This window comes from Streptomyces sp. R818 (assembly GCF_056172735.1).
Genome location: NZ_JAOCNE010000015.1, coordinates 1 through 25,801 on the forward strand (window position 1 = coordinate 1; position 25,801 = coordinate 25,801).

General features: G+C 72.3%; 19 protein-coding genes and 1 pseudogene. 11 read left to right on the plus strand and 9 right to left on the minus strand.

Annotated elements, in window-relative coordinates:
- Positions 1 to 402: 402 nt before the first annotated feature.
- From N5I75_RS38130 to N5I75_RS38140, 3 genes and pseudogenes are all read left to right on the plus strand, one after another.
- The gene (locus N5I75_RS38130; RefSeq protein ID WP_476684964.1) at positions 403 to 1,722 is read left to right on the plus strand and encodes an MbnB/TglH/ChrH family RiPP precursor modification enzyme; all 1,320 of its coding nucleotides are present in this window, start codon (positions 403 to 405) and stop codon (positions 1,720 to 1,722) included.
- 108 nt (positions 1,723 to 1,830) lie between these two features.
- Positions 1,831 to 2,565 (plus strand): DUF4142 domain-containing protein, encoded by a 735-nt coding sequence (locus tag N5I75_RS38135; protein WP_476684966.1) that lies wholly within the window; start codon positions 1,831 to 1,833, stop codon positions 2,563 to 2,565.
- Positions 2,566 to 2,663: 98 nt separating this feature from the next.
- Positions 2,664 to 4,261, plus strand: a pseudogene (locus tag N5I75_RS38140) (alpha/beta hydrolase).
- Positions 4,262 to 4,264: 3 nt separating this feature from the next.
- Here the strand turns inward: N5I75_RS38140 and hemQ are convergent.
- Both hemQ and hemG read right to left on the minus strand, forming a co-directional pair.
- Positions 4,265 to 4,996, minus strand: a complete 732-nt coding sequence (gene hemQ / locus N5I75_RS38145; protein ID WP_476684968.1) for a hydrogen peroxide-dependent heme synthase — start codon at positions 4,994 to 4,996, stop codon at positions 4,265 to 4,267.
- Between the two features lie 4 nt (positions 4,997 to 5,000).
- Complete coding sequence (hemG, locus tag N5I75_RS38150; protein WP_476684970.1) at positions 5,001 to 6,506, minus strand: protoporphyrinogen oxidase; 1,506 nt, start codon at positions 6,504 to 6,506, stop codon at positions 5,001 to 5,003.
- A gap of 142 nt (positions 6,507 to 6,648) precedes the next feature.
- Here hemG and N5I75_RS38155 point away from each other — a divergent pair, with 142 nt between their 5' ends.
- Together N5I75_RS38155 and N5I75_RS38160 are read left to right on the plus strand one after the other, a co-directional pair.
- Positions 6,649 to 7,599 carry a DUF4349 domain-containing protein gene (locus N5I75_RS38155; protein WP_476684972.1) on the plus strand — a complete coding sequence of 317 codons (951 nt, stop codon included), beginning with the start codon at positions 6,649 to 6,651 and terminating at the stop codon, positions 7,597 to 7,599.
- Positions 7,600 to 7,609: 10 nt separating this feature from the next.
- On the plus strand, positions 7,610 to 9,001 hold the full coding sequence (locus N5I75_RS38160) for an FAD-dependent oxidoreductase (RefSeq protein ID WP_476684974.1): 1,392 nt from the start codon (positions 7,610 to 7,612) through the stop codon (positions 8,999 to 9,001).
- Positions 9,002 to 9,192: 191 nt separating this feature from the next.
- On the opposite strand, the gene hemE is transcribed toward N5I75_RS38160, so the two are convergent.
- Complete coding sequence (hemE, locus tag N5I75_RS38165; RefSeq protein WP_476684976.1) at positions 9,193 to 10,272, minus strand: uroporphyrinogen decarboxylase; 1,080 nt, start codon at positions 10,270 to 10,272, stop codon at positions 9,193 to 9,195.
- A gap of 228 nt (positions 10,273 to 10,500) precedes the next feature.
- Here hemE and N5I75_RS38170 point away from each other — a divergent pair, with 228 nt between their 5' ends.
- From N5I75_RS38170 to N5I75_RS38195, 6 genes are all read left to right on the plus strand, one after another.
- Positions 10,501 to 11,190: a DUF3000 domain-containing protein gene (locus tag N5I75_RS38170; RefSeq protein ID WP_476684978.1), complete on the plus strand. Its 690-nt coding sequence runs from the start codon at positions 10,501 to 10,503 to the stop codon at positions 11,188 to 11,190.
- A gap of 277 nt (positions 11,191 to 11,467) precedes the next feature.
- A complete protein-coding gene (locus tag N5I75_RS38175; RefSeq protein WP_361071171.1) occupies positions 11,468 to 12,130 on the plus strand; it encodes a response regulator transcription factor in 663 nt (220 codons plus the stop codon).
- A gap of 121 nt (positions 12,131 to 12,251) precedes the next feature.
- A complete protein-coding gene (locus N5I75_RS38180; protein WP_476684980.1) occupies positions 12,252 to 13,526 on the plus strand; it encodes an HRDC domain-containing protein in 1,275 nt (424 codons plus the stop codon).
- A gap of 92 nt (positions 13,527 to 13,618) precedes the next feature.
- Entirely contained in the window at positions 13,619 to 14,404 is a 786-nt protein-coding gene (locus tag N5I75_RS38185; protein ID WP_476684982.1) for a ferritin-like domain-containing protein, read from the plus strand.
- Positions 14,405 to 14,470: 66 nt separating this feature from the next.
- Positions 14,471 to 15,697: a thiolase family protein gene (locus tag N5I75_RS38190; protein WP_476684984.1), complete on the plus strand. Its 1,227-nt coding sequence runs from the start codon at positions 14,471 to 14,473 to the stop codon at positions 15,695 to 15,697.
- Positions 15,694 to 17,826 carry a 3-hydroxyacyl-CoA dehydrogenase NAD-binding domain-containing protein gene (locus N5I75_RS38195; protein ID WP_476684986.1) on the plus strand — a complete coding sequence of 711 codons (2,133 nt, stop codon included), beginning with the start codon at positions 15,694 to 15,696 and terminating at the stop codon, positions 17,824 to 17,826. Before N5I75_RS38190 ends, N5I75_RS38195 begins: the two co-directional genes overlap by 4 nt.
- A gap of 94 nt (positions 17,827 to 17,920) precedes the next feature.
- On the opposite strand, the gene N5I75_RS38200 is transcribed toward N5I75_RS38195, so the two are convergent.
- From N5I75_RS38200 to N5I75_RS38225, 6 genes are all read right to left on the minus strand, one after another.
- Complete coding sequence (locus N5I75_RS38200; RefSeq protein WP_476684988.1) at positions 17,921 to 18,952, minus strand: hypothetical protein; 1,032 nt, start codon at positions 18,950 to 18,952, stop codon at positions 17,921 to 17,923.
- A 49-nt stretch (positions 18,953 to 19,001) separates the two neighbouring features.
- Complete coding sequence (locus N5I75_RS38205; RefSeq protein WP_476684990.1) at positions 19,002 to 20,063, minus strand: NlpC/P60 family protein; 1,062 nt, start codon at positions 20,061 to 20,063, stop codon at positions 19,002 to 19,004.
- 31 nt (positions 20,064 to 20,094) lie between these two features.
- Positions 20,095 to 20,577, minus strand: coding sequence for a poly-gamma-glutamate biosynthesis protein PgsC/CapC (locus tag N5I75_RS38210; RefSeq protein WP_476684992.1), 483 nt, complete (start codon positions 20,575 to 20,577; stop codon positions 20,095 to 20,097).
- Positions 20,574 to 22,061 (minus strand): poly-gamma-glutamate synthase PgsB, encoded by a 1,488-nt coding sequence (pgsB, locus tag N5I75_RS38215; RefSeq protein ID WP_476684994.1) that lies wholly within the window; start codon positions 22,059 to 22,061, stop codon positions 20,574 to 20,576. The genes N5I75_RS38210 and pgsB overlap by 4 nt, the downstream gene beginning before the upstream one ends.
- Before the next feature lie 9 nt (positions 22,062 to 22,070).
- A complete protein-coding gene (locus N5I75_RS38220) occupies positions 22,071 to 24,305 on the minus strand; it encodes a HAMP domain-containing protein (RefSeq protein ID WP_476685070.1) in 2,235 nt (744 codons plus the stop codon).
- Between the two features lie 254 nt (positions 24,306 to 24,559).
- Positions 24,560 to 25,738 carry a CapA family protein gene (locus N5I75_RS38225; RefSeq protein ID WP_476684996.1) on the minus strand — a complete coding sequence of 393 codons (1,179 nt, stop codon included), beginning with the start codon at positions 25,736 to 25,738 and terminating at the stop codon, positions 24,560 to 24,562.
- Positions 25,739 to 25,801 lie beyond the last annotated feature (63 nt).

Here is a 25,801-nt window from a genome sequence, read left to right on the forward strand (position 1 = left end):
CGCGCCGGGGTCGCCGAACTCCCCCGAGACCCCGGGACCGCACCGCGCACAGCGCCACAGGCGGCCGGGACGTTCTCGCCGACGCACGCCCCGGCCTCACGCCCTCCCGGTATCCGGAGCGAACTCCCGCACGCCCCTGGGCCGACGAGGGCGACGAGCACGCGAACCGCGCCGGGGGAGACGCGTCCTCGCGTGTTCACAGGCCGCCGCCGATGCCGGCACAGCCGCCGGCGGCGGCCGCTCCCTCCTCCGCGCACCCTTGCGGACACGTGCGCCCGGCGATGTCACGCCGAACCTCAAATGTAGCTCTGAACGAACCTTCTCCAGGGTTCACCGCCGCCGCTCCTGGCGAGGACAACAGCACGCAGCAGCGCGTGCGCACGGCACAGGAGGGGGACGGCCATGCAGCGACCGACACGGCTGGGGACGGGGATCGGCTGGCGGCCGGAGATCGCCGACATCGTCGAGGCCATGCCCGGCATCGACTGGGTGGAGGCCGTCGCCGAGAACGTCTGCTCCGGGCATCTGCCCGACTCCCTGCGGCGGCTCCGCGCGCGCGGGGTCACCGTCGTACCGCACGGCGTCTCGCTCGGCCTCGGCGGCGCCGAACGCCCGGACGAGCACCGGCTCGCGGCCCTCGCCGCGCGCGCGGAGGCGCTCGGCTCCCCGCTGGTCACCGAGCACATCGCGTTCGTCCGGGCGGGCGGCGAGCGCACGGCGTCGCCGCTCCTGGAGGCCGGGCACCTGCTGCCCGTACCCCGCACCGAGGACGCGCTCGACGTGCTCTGCGAGAACATCCGCATCGCCCAGGACGCGCTGCCCGTACCGCTGGCCGTGGAGAACATCGCGGCGCTGTTCGGCTGGCCGGACGAGCGGATGACCGAGGGGCAGTTCCTGTACGAGCTGGTCGAGCGGACCGGCGTACGGCTCCTGGTCGACGTGGCGAACCTGTACACCAACTACGTCAACCGCGGTGAGGACCCGGGCCGGGCGCTCGACGAGATGCCGGTCGAGGCCATCGCGTACGTCCATGTCGCGGGCGGCTTCAAGCGGGACGGCGTCTGGCACGACAGCCACGCCCACCCGGTGCCGCCCGCCGTCTTCGGCATCCTCGCCGACCTGGCCTCCCGGGTCGCGCCGCCGGGTGTCCTCCTCGAACGGGACGAGAACTTCCCCTATGACGAGACGGCCCTGGAGCGGGAGGTGACGAAGATCAGGGCGACCGTGGCCGCCGCGACACCCGCGCCGCCCGCCGACCGTGCTCCGGTGCGGCCGGCGCCGGCCGCGGCGACGCCTGTCGCCGAGGGCGTACGCGAGCGGGTCGCGCTCGCCCAGGCCGCCCTGCTCTCCGCGCTCGTCGCGGGCACCCCCGTGCCGGAGGGCTTCGACCGCGCGCGGCTCTCCGTGCAGGCCCAGGCGCTGCTCGCCAAGCGGGCCGACGTCGTCGCCAAGGTGGCGCCCGAACTGCCGAACATCCTGGGCGCGCAGGCGTACCGCACGGCGTTCCTGGCGTACGCGCAGAAGCGGCCCATGACGGACGGCTACCGGCGCGACGCGCTCGACTTCGCCGAGGACATGCTGCTCGAACAGCGCGTCGAGGAACCGTTCCGGCGCAAGCAGCTGACCGACTGGTGGCTGGAGCGGTCGGGCCCCGCGTCGCTGAAGGGGCGCCCGATGGCGCGGGCGCTGCGGGCCGCCCGGTTCGCGCTGCGGCGGAGCTGACGCAGGGCGTCCGACGGGTTCCCGTACCTCAGCCGGCGTAGTCGGCGCCGATCCGCGGCGCCGCGTGCCCACGGCGCACTAGCGTGCGGTGCCGCACCAGGAGGCACCATGCGATCGTCACGCGTCAACGGCACCGCGCTCATCGTCACCGCGCTCGTGGCGACCCTCGCCGCGCTCGTCTTCCCCGTCTGGTCCTACGCCGACCGCTCCGGCACCGGCCTCGACACGCTGGACTCCGAGACGGTGGCGACCCCGTACGGGCCGCTCTCGGGCACCGACCGGATCTTCGTCACCAAGGTCCGCCTCGCCGGACTCTGGGAGCTCCCCGCGGGGCAGCAGGCCGAGGAGCGGGCGCCGAGCCGGGCCGTCGTGACGGCGGGCCGGCATCTCGTCGAGGGGCACACGTTCCTGGACGCGCGCGTGCGCGAGGTCGCGGCGCGGCTCGGCCTGGAGCTGCCGAACCAGCCGAACGAACAACAGCGGGGCTGGCTGCGGACGTTGACCGCCGCGCGGGGCGACGACTACCAGCGCACGTTCGCCAACATCCTGCGCCGCGCGCACGGCCAGGTCTTCGCCCTGGTGGCACAGGTGCGCGCGGCGACCCGCAACGCGCTCGTGCGGGAGCTCGCGGACGACGCCAACACCACCGTCCTGGACCACATCAAGGTCCTGGAGGCGACCGGGCTCGTCGACTTCGACGGGCTCGCGCGGGACGCGGCCACGGCGAGCCCGCCGCCCGCGACCCGCTCCCCCGCCCCGCCGGGCCCGCTCCCGTCCCCGCCCGCGGCGACACCGCTGACGCCGACACCGGCGCTGCCGCCCGCCACGCACCGGGTCCGTTGACCGACGGTCGTTGATCGACGGTCGCCGAGCCGACAAAGTATCCCTTTGACCGTGATCCGCGACGGGCCGGTCCGGAGCACCACGAAAGGGATGCGTCCATGCGTCAAGGAGTGCGAACCGTGTCCGCCGTCCACGCCGCCGCGGGATCGCTCGTCCTGTCCCTCCTCGTCGCGGTCCCGGCGGGCGGCGCGAGCGCCGACACGGCGTGGCCCGGCTCGCCGGAGGCGCAGGGCACCGCGGTCGCCGCGCAGCGCGCCGCCGCGCAAGGCGTCACGTTCGGCACGTGCCCGGCTGTCGAGGACCTGCCCTCGCCCGTGACCTGCGGCACCGTCTCCGTACCGCTGGACTACGCGCTCCCCGACGGCAAGCAGATCAAGCTGACCGTCAGCCGCGCCAAGGCCACCAGGAAGCTCGGCAAGGCGCGGGTCGCGCGGCAGGGCACGCTCGTCTTCAACCCCGGCGGGCCCGGCGGCAACGGCATGTACTTCCCGCTCGTGCGCATGGTTCCCGAGTGGAAGCGGATCGGCGCCGCCTACGACCTCGTGGGCTACGCGCCGCGCGGCGTCGGCCGCTCCGCGCCGCTGTCCTGCAAGGACCCGAAGAAGTTCGGCAAGGGCCCCACGCAGGCGCCGACGCACCCTTCCGAGGCGTACAAGCGGAAGCGGATCGCACGGGCCAAGGCGTACGCGCGCGGCTGCGCGGAGCGGAACCCGGGGCTGCGGCACTACACGACGCTGAACAACGCCCGCGACCTGGACGTGCTGCGGGCCGCGCTCGGCGAGAAGAGGCTGACCTACATGGGCGGCTCGTACGGGACGTACATCGGGGCCGTCTACGCGCACCTGTTCCCGCGCACGTGCGGCGCATGGTGTTCGACTCGGCGGTCGACCCGGACCCGCGGAAGATCTGGTACCGGAGCAACCTGGCGCAGTCGGCCGCGTTCGAGCGCCGCTGGGCCGACTTCCGGGCCTGGGTCGCCAAGCACGACGCCACGTACCACCTCGGTAAGACCGCTGAGAAGGTGGCGCACGCGTACGCGCGCGTACGCGCGGCACTCGCGCGCAAGCCGGCCGGCGGCAAGGTCGGCCCCGGCGAACTGCAGTCCGCGTTCCTCCAGGCCGGGTACTACGACGACTACTGGCCGAGGCGGGCCGCCGCGCTCTCCGCCTATCTGAAGGGCGACCCGGAGCCGCTGATCGCGCAGGCCGCGCCGCCGGGCCCGAAGGCCGCCGTGGAGAGCGAGAACAGCTCCGCCGTCTACACGGCCGTCGAGTGCAACGACGCGCCCTGGCCGACGGACTTCCGCGTCTGGGACCGCGACACCACGCGCGTGGCGCGCACCGCCCCGTTCGAGACGTGGGACAACACGTGGATGAACCTGCCGTGCGCGTACTGGCCCGCGCCGCGCCAGACCCCGGTCGACGTGCGGACCGGGCCCGGCGTCCTGCCGCCCACACTGATCCTGGCCGCCGAGCGGGACGCGGCGACGCCGATCGCGGGCGCGCGCGAGCTGCGCGACCGGATCGGCGGCTCGGTCCTGGTGACAGAGCGGGGCGCGGGCACCCACGGCGTGGCGGGCGGCCCCAACGCCTGCGTCAACGGGCACCTGGACGCCTACCTGCTGCACGGCACGGTGCCGGCCCGGCGCGCGGCGACGTGCGCGCCCCATGCCGAACCGGCACCGGTCAAACCGTAGGAGCTAGGCCAGGCCCGCCACCAGCTCGGCCACGCTCTTGCGGCGGCCCGTGTAGAACGGGACCTCCTCGCGCACGTGGCGGCGCGCCTCGGAGGCGCGCAGGTGACGCATGAGGTCGACGATGCGGTACAGCTCGTCGGCCTCGAAGGCGAGGATCCACTCGTAGTCGCCGAGCGAGAACGAGGCGACCGTGTTGGCGCGCACGTCCGGGTAGCCGCGGGCCATCTTGCCGTGGTCGGCGAGCATCTTGCGGCGCTCGTCGTCGGGCAGCAGGTACCACTCGTAGGAGCGCACGAACGGGTAGACCGAGACATAGTCGCGCGGCGTCTCGTCGGCGAGGAACGCCGGGATGTGCGAGCGGTTGAACTCGGCGGGGCGGTGCAGCGCCATGTTCGACCACACCGGCTCCAGGGCGCGGCCCAGCTTGGTGCGGCGGAACAGGTTGTACGCCTCCTGGAGCTCGTCCGCGGTCTCGGCGTGCCACCAGATCATGAGGTCGGCGTCGGCGCGGAGCCCGGAGACGTCGTAGGTGCCCCGGATCGTCACGTCCTTCGCGGCGAGCTGGTCGAACAGCTCCTGGACCTCGTCCGCGTAGCCCGTCCGGTCGTCGGGGAGGACGTCCTTCAGCTTGAAGACCGACCACAGGGTGTAGCGGATGACCTCGTTGAGGTCCTTGGCCAGCTTGCCCTTGTTGGGGATCCGCGCCGGGTCGGTGTTGGGGGTGTCGTCGCTCATGTCCTCATTCTCCCGCTCCGCCGTGCAGGCTCTGCACCGGGTTGGCCTTCAGCGCGGTACGCGCGCGTGAGTCGCCGCCCAGCTCGTCGGCGGCGGCGTACGCGCTCGCGATGCACGCGGGGATGCCGACCCCGTCGTACGCGGCTCCGCACACGGCCAGGCCGGGCAGCTGCGCGACGTGCTCGCGGATGCGGGCCACGCGCGCGGTGTGGCCCACCGGGTACTGCGGAAGGCCGTCCTGCCAGCGGGTGACATGGGCGGCGACCGGGGCGGCCGCGAGGCCGGTGGCGGCGCGCAGGTCGCGGCGGGCCACGTCGACGAGGTCGGCGTCGTCGCGGGTCAGGTCCTTCTCGTCGCCGTAGCGGCCCACCGAGGTGCGGACGACGAAGAGGTCCGGGTTCTGCTCGCCGATCCAGCCCCACTTGTGCGAGGCGAACGTGGCCGCCTTGATGGTGTGTCCGTCGACCGGCGGGACGAGGAAGCCGCTGCCCTCGGGGAGGCTTGCCTCGCTCCTGCGGAACGCCATGGTGATCAGCGCCATGGAGGCGTAGTCGATGCCGCGCAGCTCCTGGGAGGCGAGCGGCGACGCGGTGCGCAGGAGGCTGGCGGCGGCCGGGGCGGGGAGCGCGATCACGACCTGGTCGGCGGTGAACGTGCGGCCGTGCTCGGTGACCACGCGCCACAGCGGCTCGGCCGGGGACGGCGTCCCGTTGGCCCGCAGGGTGCTGGCCCGCTCCCCCGTCAGGATCGTGCCGCCCTTGGCGCGCACCGCGTCGGCGACCGCGCCCGGCAGGGTGCCGATGCCGCCCTCGATGCCCGCGAACACAGGTCCCGTCTGCTGGTTCCGCGCGGCCCGCTCCTGGATCGCCCGGACGGCCGCCGTCAGGGACGGATGGCGGCGGGCCTCCTCGAAGAGCTGGGGCACGGCGCTGCGCATCGAGATGCGGTAGGCGTCGCCCGCGTAGACACCGCCGAGGAGCGGCTCCACGAGCCGGTCGACGACCTCACGGCCGAGGCGGGCCGCGACGTACTCGCCCACGGCGATGTCGTCGCCGATCTCGGTCGGCGGCAGTCCGGCCTCCTCGCCGATGCGGCGCAGGCCCTCCTCGGAGAGGACCCCGGCGAGCGCGTCGGCGGTGCCGGGGACGCCCATGACGTGGCCCTTCGGCATGGGGCGCAGGGCGTCGCGGGTCCAGATCGACGCCGTCGCGGTGGACGGCGGCTGCATCCGGTCCGCCAGTCCGACCGCGCGGGCCAGGCCCACCGCCTCCGGGCGGCGCGCCAGCATCGACTCGGCGCCGAGGTCCACGCGCGCGCCCGCGATCTCGCCCGCGAGGAGCTTGCCGCCGAGCCGCTCGGACGCCTCAAGGACGGTCACCTCGACCCGTGCGCCGTCCTCCCCCTCGGTGTCGAGCAATCGGTGAGCGGCCGCCAGACCCGCGATGCCGCCGCCGATGACGAGGACTTTCCTGCCCCCTGCTGTTCCCGTACCTGTGTCCGTTTCGCGCATGCCCCCACTCTCTCAGAGCCCGGCGCGCGTCCCGCCGAGTCCCGACCGTGACCCGTTCGGAACCGCCCGGCAACCACCGAAAGGACCACTCCGGCGTCGTAGGGGCGTCAGAAGACCAGGACGTCCCCCGGGGGTTACCACCATGCACCTCTCCCATCCCTCCCGTACGCGGGCGCTCGCCGCGCTGCTGCTCACCGCGGTGCTCGCGCTCGCGGGCTGCAGCTCGGGCGGGGACGACGGTGACTCGAAGAGCGCTTACGGTGCCGGGGCCCGGCAGGACGCGGGCGGGGACGCGGACAGCGGCTCCGGCAGCGCCAAGTCGGGCGCCGCGCCGGGCTCCTCGTCGAGCGCCAGGAAGCCGCCGAAGCTCACCGGCGTCCACGTCATCCGCACGGCGAGCCTCTCCGTACGCGTCAAGGACGTGCCGGACGCCGTCGGCAAGGCGCGCACGGCCGCCGAGGACGCGGGCGGCATGGTCGGCAACGAGACGACCGACCGCGACCGCCACGGCCAGGAGCGCTCGCGCCTCACGCTGCGGGTGCCGCAGGACGCGTACGAGGAGGTCCTCGGACAACTTTCCGGTTCGGGGCGCCTGTTGAAGCGCCAGGAGAGCGCGAAGGACGTCACCGACCAGGTCGTCGACGTGGACAGCCGCATCGCGACCCAGCGGGCGAGCGTGGCGCGCGTACGCGAACTCATGGACCGTGCGACGAAGTTGAGCGACGTGGTGACGCTGGAGGGCGAGCTGAGCAGCCGCCAGTCGGAGCTGGAGGCGCTGCTCGCGCAGCAGGCGTCCCTCAAGGACCGCACGACGCTCGCGACGATCACCCTGACGCTCTCCGAGAGGGCCCCGGAGGCGGCGGGCGACGACGAGGACGGGCCCGGGTTCCTCGACGCGCTGGCGGGCGGCTGGAGCGCCTTCGTGACCGTGCTGCGGTGGGCGGCGATGGCGCTCGCGGCCGTGCTGCCGTTCGCGGCGGTCGCGGCGGTGCTCGTGTGGGTGTGGCTGCGGCTGGTGCGGCCCCGGCGGCCGCGGCGCGAGGTGCCCGCTCCGGTCCACGGGACGCGGGAAGGCGACGGGCAGCCGACGTAGCGTTGAGCGCATGAGTATCGACACCCCCGCGCGGGAACGGCTTGTGGTCATCGGTGGCGACGCGGCGGGCATGTCCGCCGCGTCGCAGGCGCGCCGCCTCCGCGGCGCCGGCGAGCTGGAGATCGTGGCCTTCGAGCGCGGGGACTTCACCTCGTTCTCGGCGTGCGGCATCCCGTACTGGGTGGGCGGCCTGGTGGAGAGCCGGGACGAGCTGATCGCGCGCTCGCCCGAGGAGCACCGGGCGCGCGACATCGACCTGCGGACGCGGACCGAGGTCGTGGAGATCGATGTCGCCGGGCGGCGCGTACGGGCACGCGCGCGTGACGACGGGGCCGAGTCCTGGGTCGCGTACGACAAGCTCGTCATCGCGACCGGGGCACGGCCGCTCCGCCCCGACCTGCCCGGCATGGACGCGCCCGGGGTGCACGGTGTGCAGACGCTCGGCGACGGGCAGGCGCTGCTCGACACCCTGGGCACGACGGAGGGCCGCAAGGCCGTCGTGGTGGGCGCCGGCTACATCGGCGTCGAGATGGCCGAGGCGCTGCTGCACCGCGGCTACGAGGTGACCGTCGTCAACCGGGGCGCCGAGCCCATGGCGACCCTGGACCCGGACATGGGCCGTCTGGTGCACAAGGCGATGACGGGCATGGGCATCACGCTGGTCGACGACGCCGAGGTGACGGAGGTCCGCACCGGGGACGACGGGCGGGCGCGGGCGGTCGTCACGAAGGACGCCGAGTACCCCGCGGACGTCGTCGTCCTGGGCATGGGAGTACGCCCGGAGACCACGCTGGCCCGCGCGGCGGGGCTGCCCCTCGGCGCGTCCGGCGGCCTGCTCACGGACCTCTCCATGCGTGTGCGGGGCCATGAGGACATCTGGGCGGGCGGCGACTGCGTGGAGGTCCTCGACCTGGTCGCGGGCCGCGACCGGCACATCGCGCTCGGCACGCACGCGAACAAGCACGGCCAGGTCATCGGGGCCAACGTCGGCGGCGGCTACGCCACGTTCCCCGGCGTCGTCGGCACGGCGGTCAGCAAGGTCTGCGACCTGGAGATCGCCCGCACGGGCCTGCGCGAGAAGGACGCCCACCGCGCCGGGCTGCGCTTCGTGACGGCGACGATCGAGTCGACGAGCCGCGCCGGCTACTACCCCGACGCGGCGCTGATGACCGTGAAGATGCTGGCCGAGCGCCGCACCGGCCGTCTCCTCGGGGTCCAGATCGTCGGCCGCGAGGGCGCCGCGAAACGCGTCGACGTGGCGGCCGTCGCCCTGACGGCCGGGATGACGGTGGACCAGATGACCGCCCTGGACCTGGGCTACGCGCCCCCGTTCTCCCCGGTGTGGGACCCGGTCCTGGTGGCGGCCAGGAAGGCGGTGGCGGCGGTGCGGGCGGCCGGGTAGCCGCCCGCGGCGACGGCTAGGGCCTGTCTGACAATTCCCGTCGTCGCCCGCAGGGCGGCCCCGCGGCGTCTGGTGCGTGCTCTCGGCGTGCCGGGTGCAAGGCCTCGTACTGGACGTACTTGGCCTTGTGCCCGGTGCGGCGAGAGTGCGTGCCAGGCGTCGTGGGGCAGACGGGAATTGTCAGACAGGCCCTAGCGGGCCGTCTGCGTGTGCACGTACTCGACGAGACGGGTCAGCGCGTCCGGGTCCGTCGTCGGCAGGACGCCGTGGCCGAGGTTGAAGACGTGGCCCTCCAGGGAGGACGCCGCGTCGAGCACCTCGCGGGCCTTCGTCTCGATCGCCTCCGGAGTGGAGAAGAGGACCGCCGGGTCGAGGTTGCCCTGGAGCGCCTTGCCGGGGCCGACGCGGCGGACCGCCTCGTCGAGCGGGACGCGCCAGTCGACGCCGACGACGTCCGCGCCCGCCTCGCCCATGAGGCTGAGCAGTTCACCGGTGCCGACACCGAAGTGGATGCGGGGCACGCCGTACGCCTCGACGGCCCGGAAGACCTTCTGCGAGGCGGGCATGACGGAGCGCCGGTAGTCGGCGGGCGACAGGGCGCCGACCCAGGAGTCGAAGAGCTGGACGGCGCTCGCGCCCGCCTCGATCTGCACCTCGAGGAAGGCGGAGGTGATGTCGGCGAGCCGGTCGAGCAGGTCGGCCCAGAGCTGCGGGTCCCCGTACATGAGCGCCTTGGTCCGCTCGTGGTTGCGGGACGGGCCGCCCTCGATGAGGTAGCTGGCGAGCGTGAAGGGCGCGCCCGCGAAGCCGATGAGCGGCGTGGCGCCGAGCTCGGCGGTGAGCAGGCCCATGGCCTCGGTGACGTACCAGACGTCGGCCGGGGTGAGGTCGCGGAGCCGGTCGAGGTCGGCGCGGGAGCGGATCGGGTTCGCGACGACCGGGCCGACGCCCGGCTTGATGTCGAGGTCGACGCCGATCGCCTTGAGCGGGACCACGATGTCGCTGAAGTAGATCGCCGCGTCCACCTTGTGGCGGCGCACCGGCTGCATCGTGATCTCGGCGACCAGCTCGGGCCGCATGCACGACTCCAGCATCGGGATGCCCTCGCGGACCTTCAGGTACTCGGGCAGTGAGCGCCCCGCCTGCCGCATGAACCACACCGGCGTGTGCGGCACGGGCTCGCGCCTGCACGCCCTGAGGAAGGCGGAATCCTTGACGGCGTCGTGCGTCGCTGACGGCTGCTGGCCCGTGGCCTCGGTGTTGGCACTCACACCGGAAAGTCTCGCATGACCGGGAAGTGCCACGGTTACGGCGTCGCGGGCGGGTGTCCTTGCCCGCGCGCGGGCCCTCTTCCCCTTAACCTTCCCCGCATGGCCGCGGACCGGGGACGCCGTCGGGCGGCCGGACGGACACACGGCACCCCAGGGCGACACACGGCGACGCAGGACGACACGGACGGGATGAGTGAATCGGTGCGGGAGGGGCAGAACGCTCGGGACATGAACGCTGCACATGACGACGGCACGGCCGGTTCGGCCGGTTCGGCTCCGTCGACCCCCCTGCCCTTCCGGACGGCGGTCGACGCCTTGCGCTCCGCGCGCCTCCGCCCGGAGATCGAGATCGACCCCACGCGCCCACCGCAGCGCCTGGCCCCCTTCTCCTACGCCCTGGAGGCGACGGTCGTCGACCCGGCCGAGGACGTCGACCCGGACGACGACGTGCTGGCCGACGGGCGCCTCGTCCTGCTGCACGACCCGTCCGGGCACGAGGCGTGGCACGGCACGTTCCGCCTGGTGACCCTGGTGCGGGCGGAGCTGGAGGCCGAGATGGCCGCCGATCCGCTCCTTCCGGACGTCTGCTGGTCGTGGCTGACGGGCGCCCTGGCCGCGCGCGGCCTCGCGTACGGGGAGCCGTCCGGCACGGTCACGCGCGCGAGTTCGCACTACTTCGGCGGGATCGGCGACCGGCCCGCCGCCTCGCAGATCGAGATCCGGGCGTCCTGGACGCCGCGCGAGGGGCGGGGCGGGGTGCCGGACACGGCCGCGCATCTCGCCGCGTGGTGCGAGCTGCTCTGCCAGGTCGCGGGGCTGCCGCCGGTGGCGGCCGGTGCTCCGCACCCTGCGCTGGACGGCACGGCGGACGGTGCCGTGGTCACGCTGCCCCAGCGCCGGGGGCCCCGCCCCACCTGATCCGCACGAGCGATTGTTTTCGGCCGCGTCGGCGAGTGCCCGGCGCGGCCGTCGCTCGTTCGGGGGACGAGCTGGTCCCGCTGGGTTCCGCTTCGATTCGGTTCGATCTTCGGATGATCGATACTGTGTCTGAATTGCCTGGATTGTTACTCACCAAATCGTGATCTTTCTCTAAAGGCGGGCGGGTTTGGTGCCGAAGACCTCTGTGACCTTGAAAGCACGGTTCGTCCCGGCTTCATCCCCGAGCCGGCACAGTCCGCACCCCCCAGGAGGCCTGGTGTCCGTTCTCCTCGAGCAGCCCTCAAGCCTGGTCGCCTACCGCCCGAACAAGCCGACCGCGATGGTGGTCGTGGCCGACCCCCGCGTCCGTTCCACCGTCACCCGCCATCTGTGGGCGCTCGGTGTGCGCGACGTGATCGAGGCCTCGTCCGTCGCGGAGGCTCGTCCCCGCATCGGCAACCCCCGTGACATCTGCGTCGCCGACGTCCACCTCCCCGACGGATCCGGCCTGACGCTCCTCTCCGAAACCCGAGCCGCGGGCTGGCCCAACGGCCTCGCCCTCTCCGCCGCCGACGACATCGGTGCCGTGCGCAACGCCCTCGCGGGCGGCGTGAAGGGCTACGTCGTCACCGGCACCCGCACCAACGTCGGACTCCCCTCCCGGCCCGGCGCCGCCCCGATCGGTGCCGCCGCCGCCCGTATGCACCGCCGCCCCCCGGGTGCCCCGAGCCACCCGGGCGGCTACCGCGAACTGTCCGGACGCGAGGTCGAGGTGCTCCGCCTCGTCGCCGAGGGACAGTCCAACAAGGCCATCGGCGTCTCGATGGGCCTGTCCGCGCTGACCGTCAAGAGCCACCTCGCCCGGATCGCCCGCAAGCTGGGCACGGGTGACCGGGCCGGGATGGTGGCGGTCGCCCTGCGCACCGGCATCATCCACTGAACCCGGGGCCCGGCCCCCTTCGATCACCTCTGGCCGGATCTTTCCGGTTCGCATCTCTTCGGCGCCCGTCGACGGAACGTTCCGTCGACGGGCGCCGTCCGTTCACAGATACCCTTGACAGGTGACCGACGCCCAAGAGACCGCAGCAGACAGTTCACTGCGCACCACCGGAGGCGCTCCTCCGGACGACGTCGAGACGGCGCCGATCCCCCTGCTCGAACCACGCGAGGGCATTCCGCCGGTGATCGCCGACGAGGCCGCGCTCGCCGAGGTCGTCGCGGCCTTCGCCGCGGGCACCGGACCCGTCGCCGTCGACGCCGAGCGCGCTTCCGGTTACCGCTACGGGCAGCGCGCCTACCTCGTGCAGCTGCGCCGCGAGGGAGCGGGCAGCGCGCTGATCGACCCCGTCGCCTGCCCCGACCTCTCCGGGTTCGGCGCGGCGATCGCGGACGCCGAGTGGGTGCTGCACGCCGCGACCCAGGACCTGCCGTGCCTGCGCGACATAGGCATGGTCCCCACCGAGCTGTTCGACACCGAACTGGCGGGGCGCCTCGCAGGCTTCCCGCGGGTCGGCCTCGGCGCGATGGTGGAGAACGTCCTCGGCTACGTCCTGGAGAAGGGGCACTCGGCGGTCGACTGGTCGACGCGGCCGCTCCCCGAGCCCTGGCTGCGCTACGCCGCGCTCGACGTCGAACTCCTCGTCGACCTGCGCGACGCCCTGGAGAAGGAGCTCGACCGGCAGGGCAAGCTCGACTGGGCCCACCAGGAGTTCGAGGCGATCGCGGCGGCGCCGCCCGCGCCCCCGCGCAAGGACCCCTGGCGGCGCACGTCCGGCATGCACAAGGTGCGGCGGCGCCGGCAGATGGCCGTCGTGCGCGAGCTGTGGACCGCCCGGGACCGGGTCGCGCAGCGCCGTGACGTGTCGCCGGGCAAGGTGCTCGGGGACACCGCGATCGTCGAGGCGGCGCTGGCGCTGCCCGCCAATGTGCACGCCCTCGCCGCGCTGCCCGGCTTCGGGCACCGCATGGGCCGCCGTCAGCTCGAGCAGTGGCAGGCGGCCGTGGACCGGGCCAAGGAGCTGCCGGACTCCGAACTGCCCCAGCCCGGGCAGCAGGTGGCCGGCCCGCCGCCGCCCCGCGCCTGGGCGGACAAGGACCCGGCCGCGGCGGCCCGCCTCTCCGCGGCGCGCACGGCGGTCTCCGCACTGGCCGAAACGCTGAACATGCCGCAGGAGAACCTGATCACCCCTGACACGGTGCGCCGGGTCTGCTGGGAGCCGCCGAAGCCGGTCACCCCGGAGTCGGTGGCGGAGTCCCTCACCGCGCACGGGGCGCGGCGCTGGCAGGTGGAACAGGTGACGCCGGTGCTGGTGCGGGCCCTCTCGACAGGGAGCTGATCCGGCGGCCCGCAAGGCTGTTGCCGAATCCGGACATCGCCAGGCTGTTGAACATGTTCAGAACTCACTAGGTTCTGAACATGTTCTTGAGCGTGTTCAAAAACAGACGGCCCAGCGCGGCACCCGGCTACGGCGACTGGATCCAGGACTTCGAGGCGGCCCGCGACGCCCGCGCCCGGCAAGGCGACCCGGACTGGTCACGCGGCGCGCGCCTCCCCGCCGCGCTGGTCCGCAGCGTGCAGCGGTTCCAGGTGGGCGAGGACGGGGACGGCGGCGAACTGCTCGCCAAGGCGGCCCGCGCGGGCGATCCGACGTACACCGCCGCCGCCCGGCTCTTCGTCGCCGAGGAGCAGAACCACGCGCGCGTGCTCGCGCACGTCCTGGCGGCGGCCGGAGCGGAGACCCTGGGTACGCACTGGAGCGACGCCGCGTTCGTCCGCCTGCGCCGCCTGCTCGGGCTCCGGCTCGAACTGCTCGTCCTGATGGTCGCCGAGGTCGTGGCGCTCAGGTACTACAGGGCGCTGCGCGAGGGCGCGCCCGATCCACTGCTCGCCGAGGTCGCCGGGCGCATCCTCGACGACGAGCGGCGCCATGTCCCCTTCCACTGCCGACGGCTCCGGGAGGGCTTCGCCCGCCTCCCGCGACCCGCCCGGCACCTGGTGACCACGGCGTGGCGGGCACTGCTCGCGGGCGCCGCGGTGGTGGTCGCCGCGGACCACGGACCGGCTCTGCGGCGGTGCGGCGTGACCCGGCGCGCCTTCGTCCGGGACGTCGTCTCCTCCTCCGCGCCGATGGCGGCTGTGATCGCGGGCGCGGATGTGACGTTCGCCGCTTGGGGCGAGGGGGCTGGGCAGTCTGGTTACCCGCAAGTAGCATGAGGGTGTGAGCGCGCGCTCAGGCGCGCGCCGTGGCAGTGCCGTCCCGCATCTTGGAGGAGAGCCATCGTGCCTCGTACCGTCAGGGACGTCGTCTTCGTCGACGGCGTCCGCACCCCGTTCGGCAAGGCGGGCCCGAAGGGCATCTACCACGAGACCCGCGCCGACGACCTCGTCGTCAAGGCCATCCGGGAGCTGCTGCGGCGCAACCCGAACCTCGACCCCGCCAAGATCGACGAGGTCGCCATCGCCGCGACCACGCAGATCGGCGACCAGGGCCTGACCCTCGGCCGCACCGCCGGCATCCTCGCGGGCCTGCCGCAGTCGGTCCCCGGCTACTCGATCGACCGCATGTGCGCGGGCGCGCTGACCGCCGTCACGACCGCCGCCGGCTCCGTCGCGTTCGGCGCGTACGACGCCGTGATCGCCGGTGGCGTCGAGCACATGGGCCGCCACCCGATGGGCGAGGGCGTCGACCCGAACCCGCGGTTCGTCTCCGAGAAGCTGGTCGACGAGTCCGCCCTGTTCATGGGCATGACCGCGGAGAACCTGCACGACCGCTACCCGCAGATCACCAAGGAGCGCGCCGACAAGTACGCCGTCGCCTCCCAGGAGAAGGCGGCGAAGGCGTACGCGAACGGCAAGATCCAGCAGGACCTGGTCCCGATCTCGGTGCGCAACACCAACGCCGAGGTCGGCGAGCAGGGCTGGGGCCTCGTGACGGCCGACGAGCCGATGCGCCCGGGCACGACGCTGGAGAACCTGGCGAACCTGAAGACGCCGTTCCGCACGCACGGCCGCGTCACCGCGGGCAACGCGGCGGGCCTGAACGACGGCGCCACCGCCTCGATCATCGCGTCCGAGGACTTCGCCCGGGAGAACAACCTCCCGGTCAAGATGCGCCTCGTCTCCTACGCCTTCGCGGGCGTCGAGCCGGAGGTCATGGGCTACGGCCCGATCCCGGCCACGGAGAAGGCGCTCGCCAAGGCGGGCCTGTCCATCGAGGACATCAACCTCTTCGAGATCAACGAGGCGTTCGCCGTCCAGGTCCTCGCCTTCCTGGACCACTACGGCATCGCCGACGACGACGCGCGCGTCAACCAGTACGGCGGCGCCATCGCCTACGGCCACCCGCTCGCCTCCTCCGGCGTCCGTCTCATGACGCAGCTGGCCCGCCAGTTCGAGGAGCAGCCGGAGGTCCGCTACGGCCTCACCACCATGTGCGTCGGCTTCGGCATGGGCGCCACGGTGATCTGGGAGAACCCGCACCACAAGGACGCCGGAGGCGACAAGTGAGCACCACCACCGCTGAGCTCCTGAAGGGCGCGGCCGAGCTGTTCCCCGGCGAGGTCGTCACCTCGGCGCACGTACGCCACCTCGACCTGCCGTACGGGGCCGGACGCTTCGCGCTCATCACCCTGGACAACGGCTTCGACCACACCAAGCCGACCACCTTCGGCCCGGGCTCGCTCGCGAACCTGAACACCGCGATCGACCAGGTCGAGGCGGAGGCCAAGGCGGGCGACATCGTCGGCGTCGGCATCACCGGCAAGCCGTTCATCTTCGCGGTCGGCGCCGACCTCAAGGGCGTCGAGCTGCTGAAGAACCACGACGACGCGCTCGCCATCGGCAAGGGCGGCCACGAGGTCTTCAAGCGCCTCTCGGGCCTGGCCGTGCCGACGTTCGCGTACTACAACGGCGCGGCGATGGGCGGCGGCGTCGAGGTCGGCCTGCACTGCCAGTACCGCACGGTGTCGAAGGCGCTCCCCGCCTTCTCCCTCCCCGAGGTCTTCCTCGGCCTGGTCCCCGGCTGGGGCGGCTGCGCCCTGCTGCCGAACCTGATCGGCGCCGACAAGGCCGTCTCGGTGATCATCGAGAACAGCCTGAACCAGAACAAGCAGCTCAAGGGCGTGCAGGTCTACGACCTCGGCATCGCCGACGCGATCTTCGAGGGCGCTGACTTCCTGGAGCAGTCGCTGCTCTGGACCGCGCAGGTCCTGAAGGGCGACGTCAAGGTCGAGCGCCCCGACGTCGACCGTGGCGAGGCGTGGGACCAGGCCGTCGCGCGCGGCCGGTTCATCGCCGACTCCAAGGTGCACGGCGCGGCCCCGGCCGCCTACCGCGCCCTGGAGATCATCGCCGCCGCGAAGAGCGGCGACCTCCAGGCCGGTTTCGACGCCGAGGACAAGGCCCTCGCGGACCTCATCATGGGCGGCGAACTCCGCGCCGGGATCTACTCGTTCAACCTCGTGCAGAAGCGCGCCAAGCGCCCTGCCGGGGCCCCGGACAAGAGCCTCGCGCGCCCGGTCACGAAGGTCGGCGTCGTGGGCGCGGGCCTGATGGCCTCGCAGCTCGCGCTCCTGTTCCTGCGCCGCCTGGAGGTGCCGGTCGTCCTGACCGACATCGACCAGGAGCGCGTCGACAAGGGGGTGGGCTACGTCCACGCCGAGATCGACAAGCTGCTCGGCAAGGGCCGCGTCAACCAGGACAAGGCCAACCGCCTGAAGGGCCTCGTCTCCGGCGTCCTCGACAAGGCCGAGGGCTTCGCCGACGCGGACTTCATCATCGAGGCCGTCTTCGAGGAGATCGGGGTCAAGCAGCAGGTGTTCGCCGAGGTCGAGGCGGTCGCCCCGGCGCACGCGATCCTCGCCACGAACACCTCCTCGCTCTCGGTCTCCGAGATGGCGTCGAAGCTGAAGCACCCCGAGCGGGTCGTCGGCTTCCACTTCTTCAACCCGGTCGCGATCCTCCCGCTCCTGGAGATCGTGCGCGGCGAGAAGACTGACGACGCGGCGCTCGCCACGGCGTTCGGCGTCGCCAAGAAGCTGAAGAAGACCGCGGTCCTCGTCAAGGACGCCCCGGCGTTCGTCGTGAACCGCATCCTGACCCGCTTCATGGGCGAGATCCAGAACGTCATCGACGAGGGCACCCCCGTCGAGGTCGCCGAGAAGGCCGTCGAGCCGCTCGGCCTGCCGATGTCGCCGCTGGTCCTCCTTGAGCTGGTCGGCCCGGCGATCGGTCTGCACGTCTCCGAGACCCTGAACCGCGCCTTCCCGGAGCGCTTCACCGTCTCCCCGAACCTCGCGGCCGTCGTCAAGGCGGGCAAGCGCGGCTTCTACGTGTACGACTCCGGGAAGCCGGAGCTGGACCCCGAGGTCGCCGCGCTGCTCAAGCAGGGCGATGTCGTCCTCACCGAGGAGCAGGTCCGCGACCGCGTGCTCGACGCCGTCGCCCAGGAGATCGGGCTCATGCTCGACGAGGGCGTCGTCGCCGAGGCGCAGGACATCGACCTGTGCCTGATCACGGGCGCGGGCTGGCCCTTCCACCTGGGCGGGATCACTCCGTACCTGGACCGGGAGGGTGTCTCGGAGCGGGTCAACGGCAAGCGGTTCCTCGATGCCGGGGTTGCCAGCGTGCCCGCCTAAGGGCGTACGCACCGTCCTGCATGCCTGAGGGGCGTGGGGCGACTGCGGACCGGTTGGGGCCGGTCGCGCAGTTCCCCGCGCCCCTTGCGGCGTTCTAGCCGACCCCGCGCCACGCCTCCAGGGCCAGGCCCGGCTCGTCCTTGCGGCGGGTGAGGTGCATGCGGGGCGGGTTGCCGGGGACGTAGGTCGCGGCGACCACGCGGTCCGTCGCGTCCTTCGCCAGGGCGATCCGGGCGTCGGAGGGCAGGGCGGGGCCCGACTCCGCCCACCAGGCGCCGGCCGACTCCGTCTCCGTGGGGTACGCGGCGAAGGCGACACGGCCGCTGTCGGCGCGCTGCGCGAGCAGGGTGCAGTCGACCCCGTCCAGCAAGCAGCGGATCGCCGCGACGGCGCCGGGGCCCGCCGCGTCCACGAGGCGTACGGGAGCGTCGTCGCCGCGCCAGGCGCACAGGCCGCCGTCCTCGTCGGTGAAGAAGAGGGTGGTGTGCTCGGGCGAGGTCGCCACGGCGCGCAGGGTGTCGGGGCGGGCGGTCGCCGGACACGGCTTCTCGTCCAGGACGGGGTTGCCGCCGGGCTTCTCCTGGCGCCAGCGCAGGACGGATTCGCCGGTGGCCGCGTACAGGGTGATCAGGCCCGACTCCCCGGCGACGGCGGCGAGTTCACCGCGTACGCCCTTGCCCTTGAGGTCGCGCCAGGGCCCCCAGCCGCCCTTCTCCGCTTGCGCGCGCATGCTCACGCCGCCGCCCCGGTTGCGGACGAAGACATGGGCGCGGCCCTGCGCGTCGACGGCGACGGCGGGCGGGCCCGTGCGGTCGCCGGTCCGGTTCGGGTGGCCGATGGACGCCCAGTCGAGCGCGGCGAGGTGCGGCTGGAAGTGCGTGGCGTGGACGAGGCCCGACTCGCCGGGGACGGTGGGCCGCCACGACACCAGGTGCACGTAGCCCGCCCGCGCCTGCGCCAGCGCGAGAACCGGGTGCAGCCGCTGGTCGCCGCCGACCGTGCGCGGATCGCTCCAGGCGCCGCCCGGGACGCGTTCGGTGCGGCACTGGACCGCGTCGCCGTCGGGGGTGAACGCGTAGGCGCAGAGCCCGCCGTCGCGTCCGCGTATCAGCCAGTCACCGTTCACGGTTCCACTGTAAAGGGGGCGGATCATGTCCGATGACCGCCCCGTACGGTCACAGGCGCTTGGCGCTGCGGAACAGCCCCGCGTAGAAGCCGTTGCCGTCGATCCGCGACGTACCGCCCTTGTCACCCATCGTGGGACCGTTCACCTCCTTGCGGCTGGAGATGAAGACGCGGTGGCCGTCACCGTCGAGGCCCAGGTAGAGGGCCACGTGGTCCAGGTGGTTGCCCGTGCGGTGGTCCATCTTGAAGAACAGCAGGTCACCGGGTTGCAGCACGTCGATGTTGGCCGGGCGCTCGTACCAGGGCGACGCGCCCTGCAGCTTGATGACGTCGACGCCGACCTTGGAGCGGGCCATGCCGTCCGCGGTTCGCGCCAGGCCGTCGCCCACACTGTTGGTCGCGGCCAGCGGAAAGCGGGCCCGGTAGCCGAACACCATGCGCATGAAGCCCGAGCAGTCCAGCGAGCGGAAGCGCTCCTGGTGCGCCTGGAGGGTGGTGCCGTCGCGGAAGGTGTAGGGGGTGCCCAGGTAGTCGTAGAAGTCGTTCTGCTCGAGTCGGTCGACGCCGTCCTCCTTGAACGGCCCGAAGAAGGCGTCGCCCGCGTACTGGATCCCCTCGTCGTCCTTCTTGGCGGGCGCGCCCTCCGCGTACTGGAAGGCGTACGCGAAGATGTCGTCCTCCTCGCTGCCGTAGAACTCCTTGAACCAGTCCTTGAACCACTTCTCCTTCTCGGCGCCCTTGCGCCACGCCTCGGGCATGAGGCGCACCCAGTCCTCGGTGACGACACGGGACTTGGTGTTGGCGGGCTCGCTGAAGGTGCGCGAGGGGCCCTTGAGCGTGGCGGTGCGGGCGCCGTCGGTGAACGTGGCCAGCACCTGGCCGCTCTCGCCCCGCAGCACGGAGCGCTCGGGGCTCTTCAGCCGTTCCCAGGTCTGCGCGCCCCCCTTCTGCCCGCTGCTGGACTCGAGGAGGGGCGAGTCGGTGACGGCCTGCACCGCGGGCGCCTTCTCCTGCTCGTCCTTCTTCAGTTCCACGGTGAGGTAGCCGCTGGCGCCGAGCAGGGCGAGCACGGTGACGGCGTGCAGGACAGGGCGCTTCTTCTTGGGAGGCACGAGAAATCAGCTCCGGTCGGATGGTCGGCGGTCAGACGGACGGCATGAAGCCGAGAAGGATCGCGGCGGTCAGCACCACGTACGCCATGAGGGTCACCGAGCCGGTCGCGAGCAGAGTGGGGCCCTTGGGCTGACGGACGAGCTGGTACGCGATCAGGCCGGGCACGATGAAGCCGAGCGTCTGGTTCGCGTACATCAGCGGGAACTCCAGGGACAGCACGATCATGACCGTGCCCTGGAGGCTGACGCCGAGCAGTACGACCGCCGCGAAGAGCCGCTTGCCGTAGAGGATCACGTACTTCTGCAGCAGGAGCGTGCCCGCGTAGGTCAGGACCGTGACGCCGACGACCATGGCCGCGCGCTGCAGGTCCTCGACGAGGGTGAGGGCAAGCCAGCCGGGCGTGATCATGCCGCCCGGCGACAGGTTCGTGGTCAGGTAGCAGACCAGGGAGAACATCAGCCCGATGGCGATACCCACCGCGGCGATCTCGGGGGTGAGGACGGAGGGGATCAACGGTGCTGCTCTCCTGCTGGATCGTGCCACTGCCCGAGGTCGTCGGCAGGGGTGGTCGGGGGGACGACGGGCTCGAACAGGCCGCGCGGGGCGGCCGGTTCGCGGTGCTGCCGCTCCGGGTACGGCTGGTGCGCGTCGCGCTGATCGGGCACGGCGGGCGGCGTCGCGTACCGCGTCTCGAACGCGGGCGAGTACTGCTGGTACGGGTCGATGTGCGGGGCGTACAGCTGGAGCGTCTCCGCGTGCCGGGGCGGTTCGACGGACACGGCGGCGGACGTCTCGGCCGGTGCCTCGTCGGGCGTCTCGTCGGCCGGCAGTTCGGCGAGGTACTCCAGGAGGTGCTCGCCCTGGCCGTGGATGTTGCCGATGGCGACGAGGGAGGAGTCCGGACCGAGGCGGCCGAGGAGCTGCCCCATGAACTCCTCGGGGTCGCGGCGGTCGCCGCCGAGGTCGACGGCCCGGTCGCGGTAGGCGGCGGGGATCGCGTCGATCGCGGACTTGGCGGGGTGCCCGATGACGAAGACGTGCTCGGGGTCGAGCTCGGGGATGATCTCGCCCATCTGGCCGTTGCGCTCGACGCGGTCGGGGCGGCAGTTGATGACGACGTTGAGCGGGCGGTGGATGGCGCCCAGGTCGAGGAGCTGGTTGATGTTCATCAGCGTCGACTCGGGGTCGTTGGCCGCGAAGACGTTGGCGAAGCGGAGCTTCTTGTCGTCGGGGGTCACGTATCGCTCGACGGAGAGGACACCCGGGTCCGGCGGAGCGTCGTACATGCCCTGCAGGGCGGTGTCCCGGTCGACGCCGAGGAGGTCGGCGACGACGAGGGCGATGGCGACGTTCTCCTTGAAGGTGAACCAGCTGAAGCCGCGCAGTTCCTCGTCGCTGACCATCTCGGGGTCGGCGTAGACCAGCTTGCAGTTCCGCGCGTCCGCCTCCTCCTGGAGGATGTGGAAACGCTCCACCTCGGCCGTGACGCAGATGCCGTCCTGCGGCATCGAGCGGCACAGCGAGCGCGCGACGTCGTCGAGGGTGGGGCCCATCTCGGCGAGGTGGTCCTCGCGGACGTTGCACAGGACGCCGATCGTGGAGCGGATCAGCTTGGACTGGTTGATCTCCTGGAGCGCCGGCATGACCGCCATGCACTCGATGACGAGGGCGTCCGGGTTGTACGCGGCGGCCCGGCGCACGATGCCGATCTGCTCGACGACGTTGGCGATGCCGAACTTGCGGTAGACCGGCTCCTCCGTGGCGTCGGGGTGGATGAAGCGGGCCGCGGTGCCGGTGGTCTTGGCGACCGTCGTCAGGTTCCCGCCGCGCAGGGCGCCCGCGCACAGGCGGGTGATGGACGACTTGCCGCGGATGCCGTTGACGAGCACGCGGGTGGGTATGTGTTCGAGGTTGACGAAGTGGCGTCGCTGTTCGATCACTCCGGCGATCGCCAGGATGACTCCGCCCGCCACGAGCACGGTGTAGAGGAAGAGCACGGGTCGGTCCTAGTTCCTTCCGGTGCCGGCGGACGTGCGCGGGCCGCCCTGCCGTCGCTGCTGTTGCTGCCTGTCCTGGAGCTGCTGCCGGACGAGTTCGAGACTGCGGGTGACCGCTCCGACCTCGTCGTGGTGGCGGGGGTAAAGGACCGACTTGCGGTCGCCGTCGGCCAGCCGCTCGGCCCGGTCCGCCAGCTCACGCAGCGGGCGGACGACGATGATGTGCAGCCAGCCGAGGCAGGCCGCCGCCGCGGTGATGCCGAGCAGCCCCGCGAGGACGGTGCGGTTCTGGTACTGGTACTCGGGGATGGCGAGGCCGGAGGCGGGCTGCCAGCTCACGACGGTCCAGCCCAGCTCCTTGGCGGCGCCGCCGCCGACGAACGGGGCGGCCGCGGCGATCTGGTTGTCGCCGCCGGCGCGGTACAGGACGCCGCTGGGCTTGGCGGCCATGCCGACCTTCTGGTTGGTGGCGTCGGCCAGCTCGTCGATCCGGGAGGGCAGCTTCTGGAACTCGCGGTAGCCGGAATTGCCCGCGATCACCCGGCGGTCGGCGTCGACGACCCGGACGGTCCCGAGGCCCGGCCGCTTGACGAGCGAGTTGAGGAAGTCGATGCGGAACTCGCCGACGACGGCGGCGCCGTCGCGGCCCGGGATCTCGGCGGTGCCGATCACCACCGGCTTCTTGCCGGAGTCGTCGAGGACGCGCAGCGGCTTGTCGGAGGGGCCCTTGCCCGTGGGGCTGTGGACGTCGCCGCCCGCCTTGGCGACGATCTCGCCGTGTGCGCCGAGGACGTACAGCGCGTCGTAGCGGGGGTGTTCGGTCATGGTCCGCTTGAGGACCTCGGTGATCTGCTCGGGGCCGGTGCGGTCGCCGATCAGGGTGCCGACGGCGGCGAGGTCGGCGTGCCCCTCGTTGAGGGCGCGGCGGACCCGGTCGGTGAGGGTGTCGGTGCGCTCGCGCTGGTCGCTGACCATCTGCTGCGGAACGGCGACGTCGTCGCCGGCCCGGTTGAGGAAGAGGACCAGCGGCACGCACCACACGAGGAGCAGCGCGCCGCTGACCGCGACGAGCACCCGGGCGCCGAGGCGGCCACGGACGGGCCGCACCTCGTCGCTCTCACCGGTCAGCTGGCGGCGCAGCCGTTCCAGGGCGTTGCCGATGCGGGCGCCCTCGCCGTAGCGGGGCGCGGACACCGGCCGGGTCAGATCACCGCGGGTGAGGCGGCGGCTCTCGAGGAACAGCCGGATCAGCGGGCGCTGCACGGTGCCCAGGAGCAGCGCGACGGTGAGCGCGCCGATGAGGAGCAGGGCGCCCGCGGCGAGCAGGCCGAACGCGAGCGAGGCGATGTGCGTGGCGTCGTCGGTGACGTGGACCAGGGTGACGACGGTCAGCCCGAGCTCGCTCGCCCGGGTGAACTCGCCGGGCTCGGGGCCGGTGAGGGAGGCGTAACCGGCCAGGGCCCGGTCGCCCTGCACGGTGTCGCCGAGCAGCGAGCCGCTGACACCGAGGTACCCGCCCGAACCGGGTTCCTTGGTCGTGGAGGGTTCGCGGGAGGCCTTTCGCGCGGCCGTCTTCGCGAAGTCGTCGAGCTGCTTGCGGGAGGCGGCGGACGCCTCCTTCACGGTGTCCGAGAGGATCTGTTCGGGGGCGAGGATGCCGTCGCTGCTGAGCACGGTGCCCTCGGCGTCGACGACGGCGATGGCCCGGAACTTGCCCAGGCTGACGCCCGGGAACTTCAGGCTGCTGGTCGTGACCAGGAGTTGCTGCGGGCGGCCCTCCCAGGAGAGCAGGGCCAGAGTGAGCAGCCGGGTCTCGCCGTTCTCCAGGCGGATCAGGCGGGGCCGCAGCCCGTCGTCGGCGGAGAGCTTGCTCCGGTCGATCGCGGTGACCGGCACGTTCTCACCGCGGGCGGCGAGCATCTTGCCCGACTTGATCTCGATGACGGCGGAGCCGCGCCACTTCTGGTAGACGTTGCCGACCTTGTCGAGGACGGTGTCGGCGCTGACCGGCCGGCCCGCGCTGAACAGACTGGCCGTCCGGTTGAGGTCGGTGATGGACTCGTCGAGCGACGCACGCAGAGCGACGGCGCCGTCCTCCGCGAAGTGCTGCTGGGACTGGAGCACCGCCTTGGGCACAGGCCCGTCGGCGGACCGCCCGATGGTGAGGGCGGTGACACCGGCCAGACCGAGCAGCAGGACCGACAGCAGTGCGATGGGCGGCCGGATACCGCCGAGCAGGGACATGTCGGCCCTTTTGCGGACCTTGTGCCGTCGCTTCACCTTGGAAGCGGCCAACGGGGGCTCCTCTCCTGGAGTGGTGGATGTGCCTGGCGGAGTGCGTACATCCCGCCCTGGAGCGCCGCACAGGGGAGCGCGTCAGGCACATGTGTGCGACCCGATCACTCACGACCAGGGCAGGGCCTGAAAGGTTGTGAAAAAGCAGCAGATTGTGATGCACGTCATGGTTTGCGACGTGCATTCCGGAAACGTCCGGTGCGCTACGGCAGCCGGTTCAGCGGCTCGAGACCGTCCTCACCGGCGCCGCGGTTGAGCAGCGTGCCCTCGGTGCGCTCGAACGCGAGGCGGTAGCGGGCCCGCTGCTGCGCGCTCAGGCCGTCGCCGTCACGCAGGGCCGCGGCCACGTCGACCAGGCGGTGATCCTTGACGGCCCCTTCGGGCACGGCGCCGTCCGCGTCCGGATCCGGCGGGATGTCGATGAACGTGGGCTCGTACTTGGCCCGGACGTCCCAGGTGCCGCCTCGTTCGGTGAACTCGAACCAGCCGGTGACGCCTTCCTCGGAAAGGCCGCTGGGCACTTCGTGCCGGGCGATCTGGTTGCCCAGACCGTACGCGACCCAGGTGTCGCCGATCTCCTCCATCGGCTGCACCACATGGGCATGGTGGCCGATGACCAGGTTCACACCGGTCTGCTCGGCGATGCGCCGGGCCAGGTCGAGCTGCACCGCGTTGGGCGTCGGCTGGTGCTCGCGCCCCCAGTGGATGCTCAGGATGACGACCTCGGCACCTGCCTTGCGGGCCCGCGACTCGGCCGCCTTGATGGCCTTCACCGACGTCTGGTTGACCAGCCACGGCTTGCTCGCGGGGATCTCGTGGCCGTTGAAGCCGCCCGCGAAGGAGAGCTGGGCGACCTTCACGCCCTTGACATCGAGAATGTTCGGTTTCGCCGCCTCCCCGGCACTGCGTGCCGAGCCCGTGTGCTTGACTCCGGCCTTGTCGAGGGCGTTCAAGGTGTTGGTGACACCCGTGGCCCCGTGGTCGAGGGTGTGGTTGGACGCGGTGGAGCAGGTGTCGTAGCCGATGTTCTTGATCGTGGTCGTGATCTGTGGCGGCACGATGAACGCGGGGAAACTTTCGAACGGACCTTTCGTGCTGCCCGACGTCACCGGTTCGAAATGACAGATGGCCAGGTCCGCCTTGCTGATGACCGGCTTGATGCCCGCCATGACCGGATCGAAGTCGAGCCCCGCCTCACCCTTCCCCGTCACCTTCGCGTCCTTGGCCGCCTGGTCGGTGAGCTGCGGATGGATGAGGATGTCGCCCGCGGCGGCCACCGTGAACGAACGTCCGGCGGAAACGCCCTTGCCGTCATCGTCCGAGCCGAACGGGCCGCACGCCGCGGTGCCCGCGAGCAGCGTGACGAGTGCGGCGCCGGACATGCCGAGACGGCTACGGCGAGAGGAGTTGATGGGACGTTTGATCACCCGACTATCTTTATACAA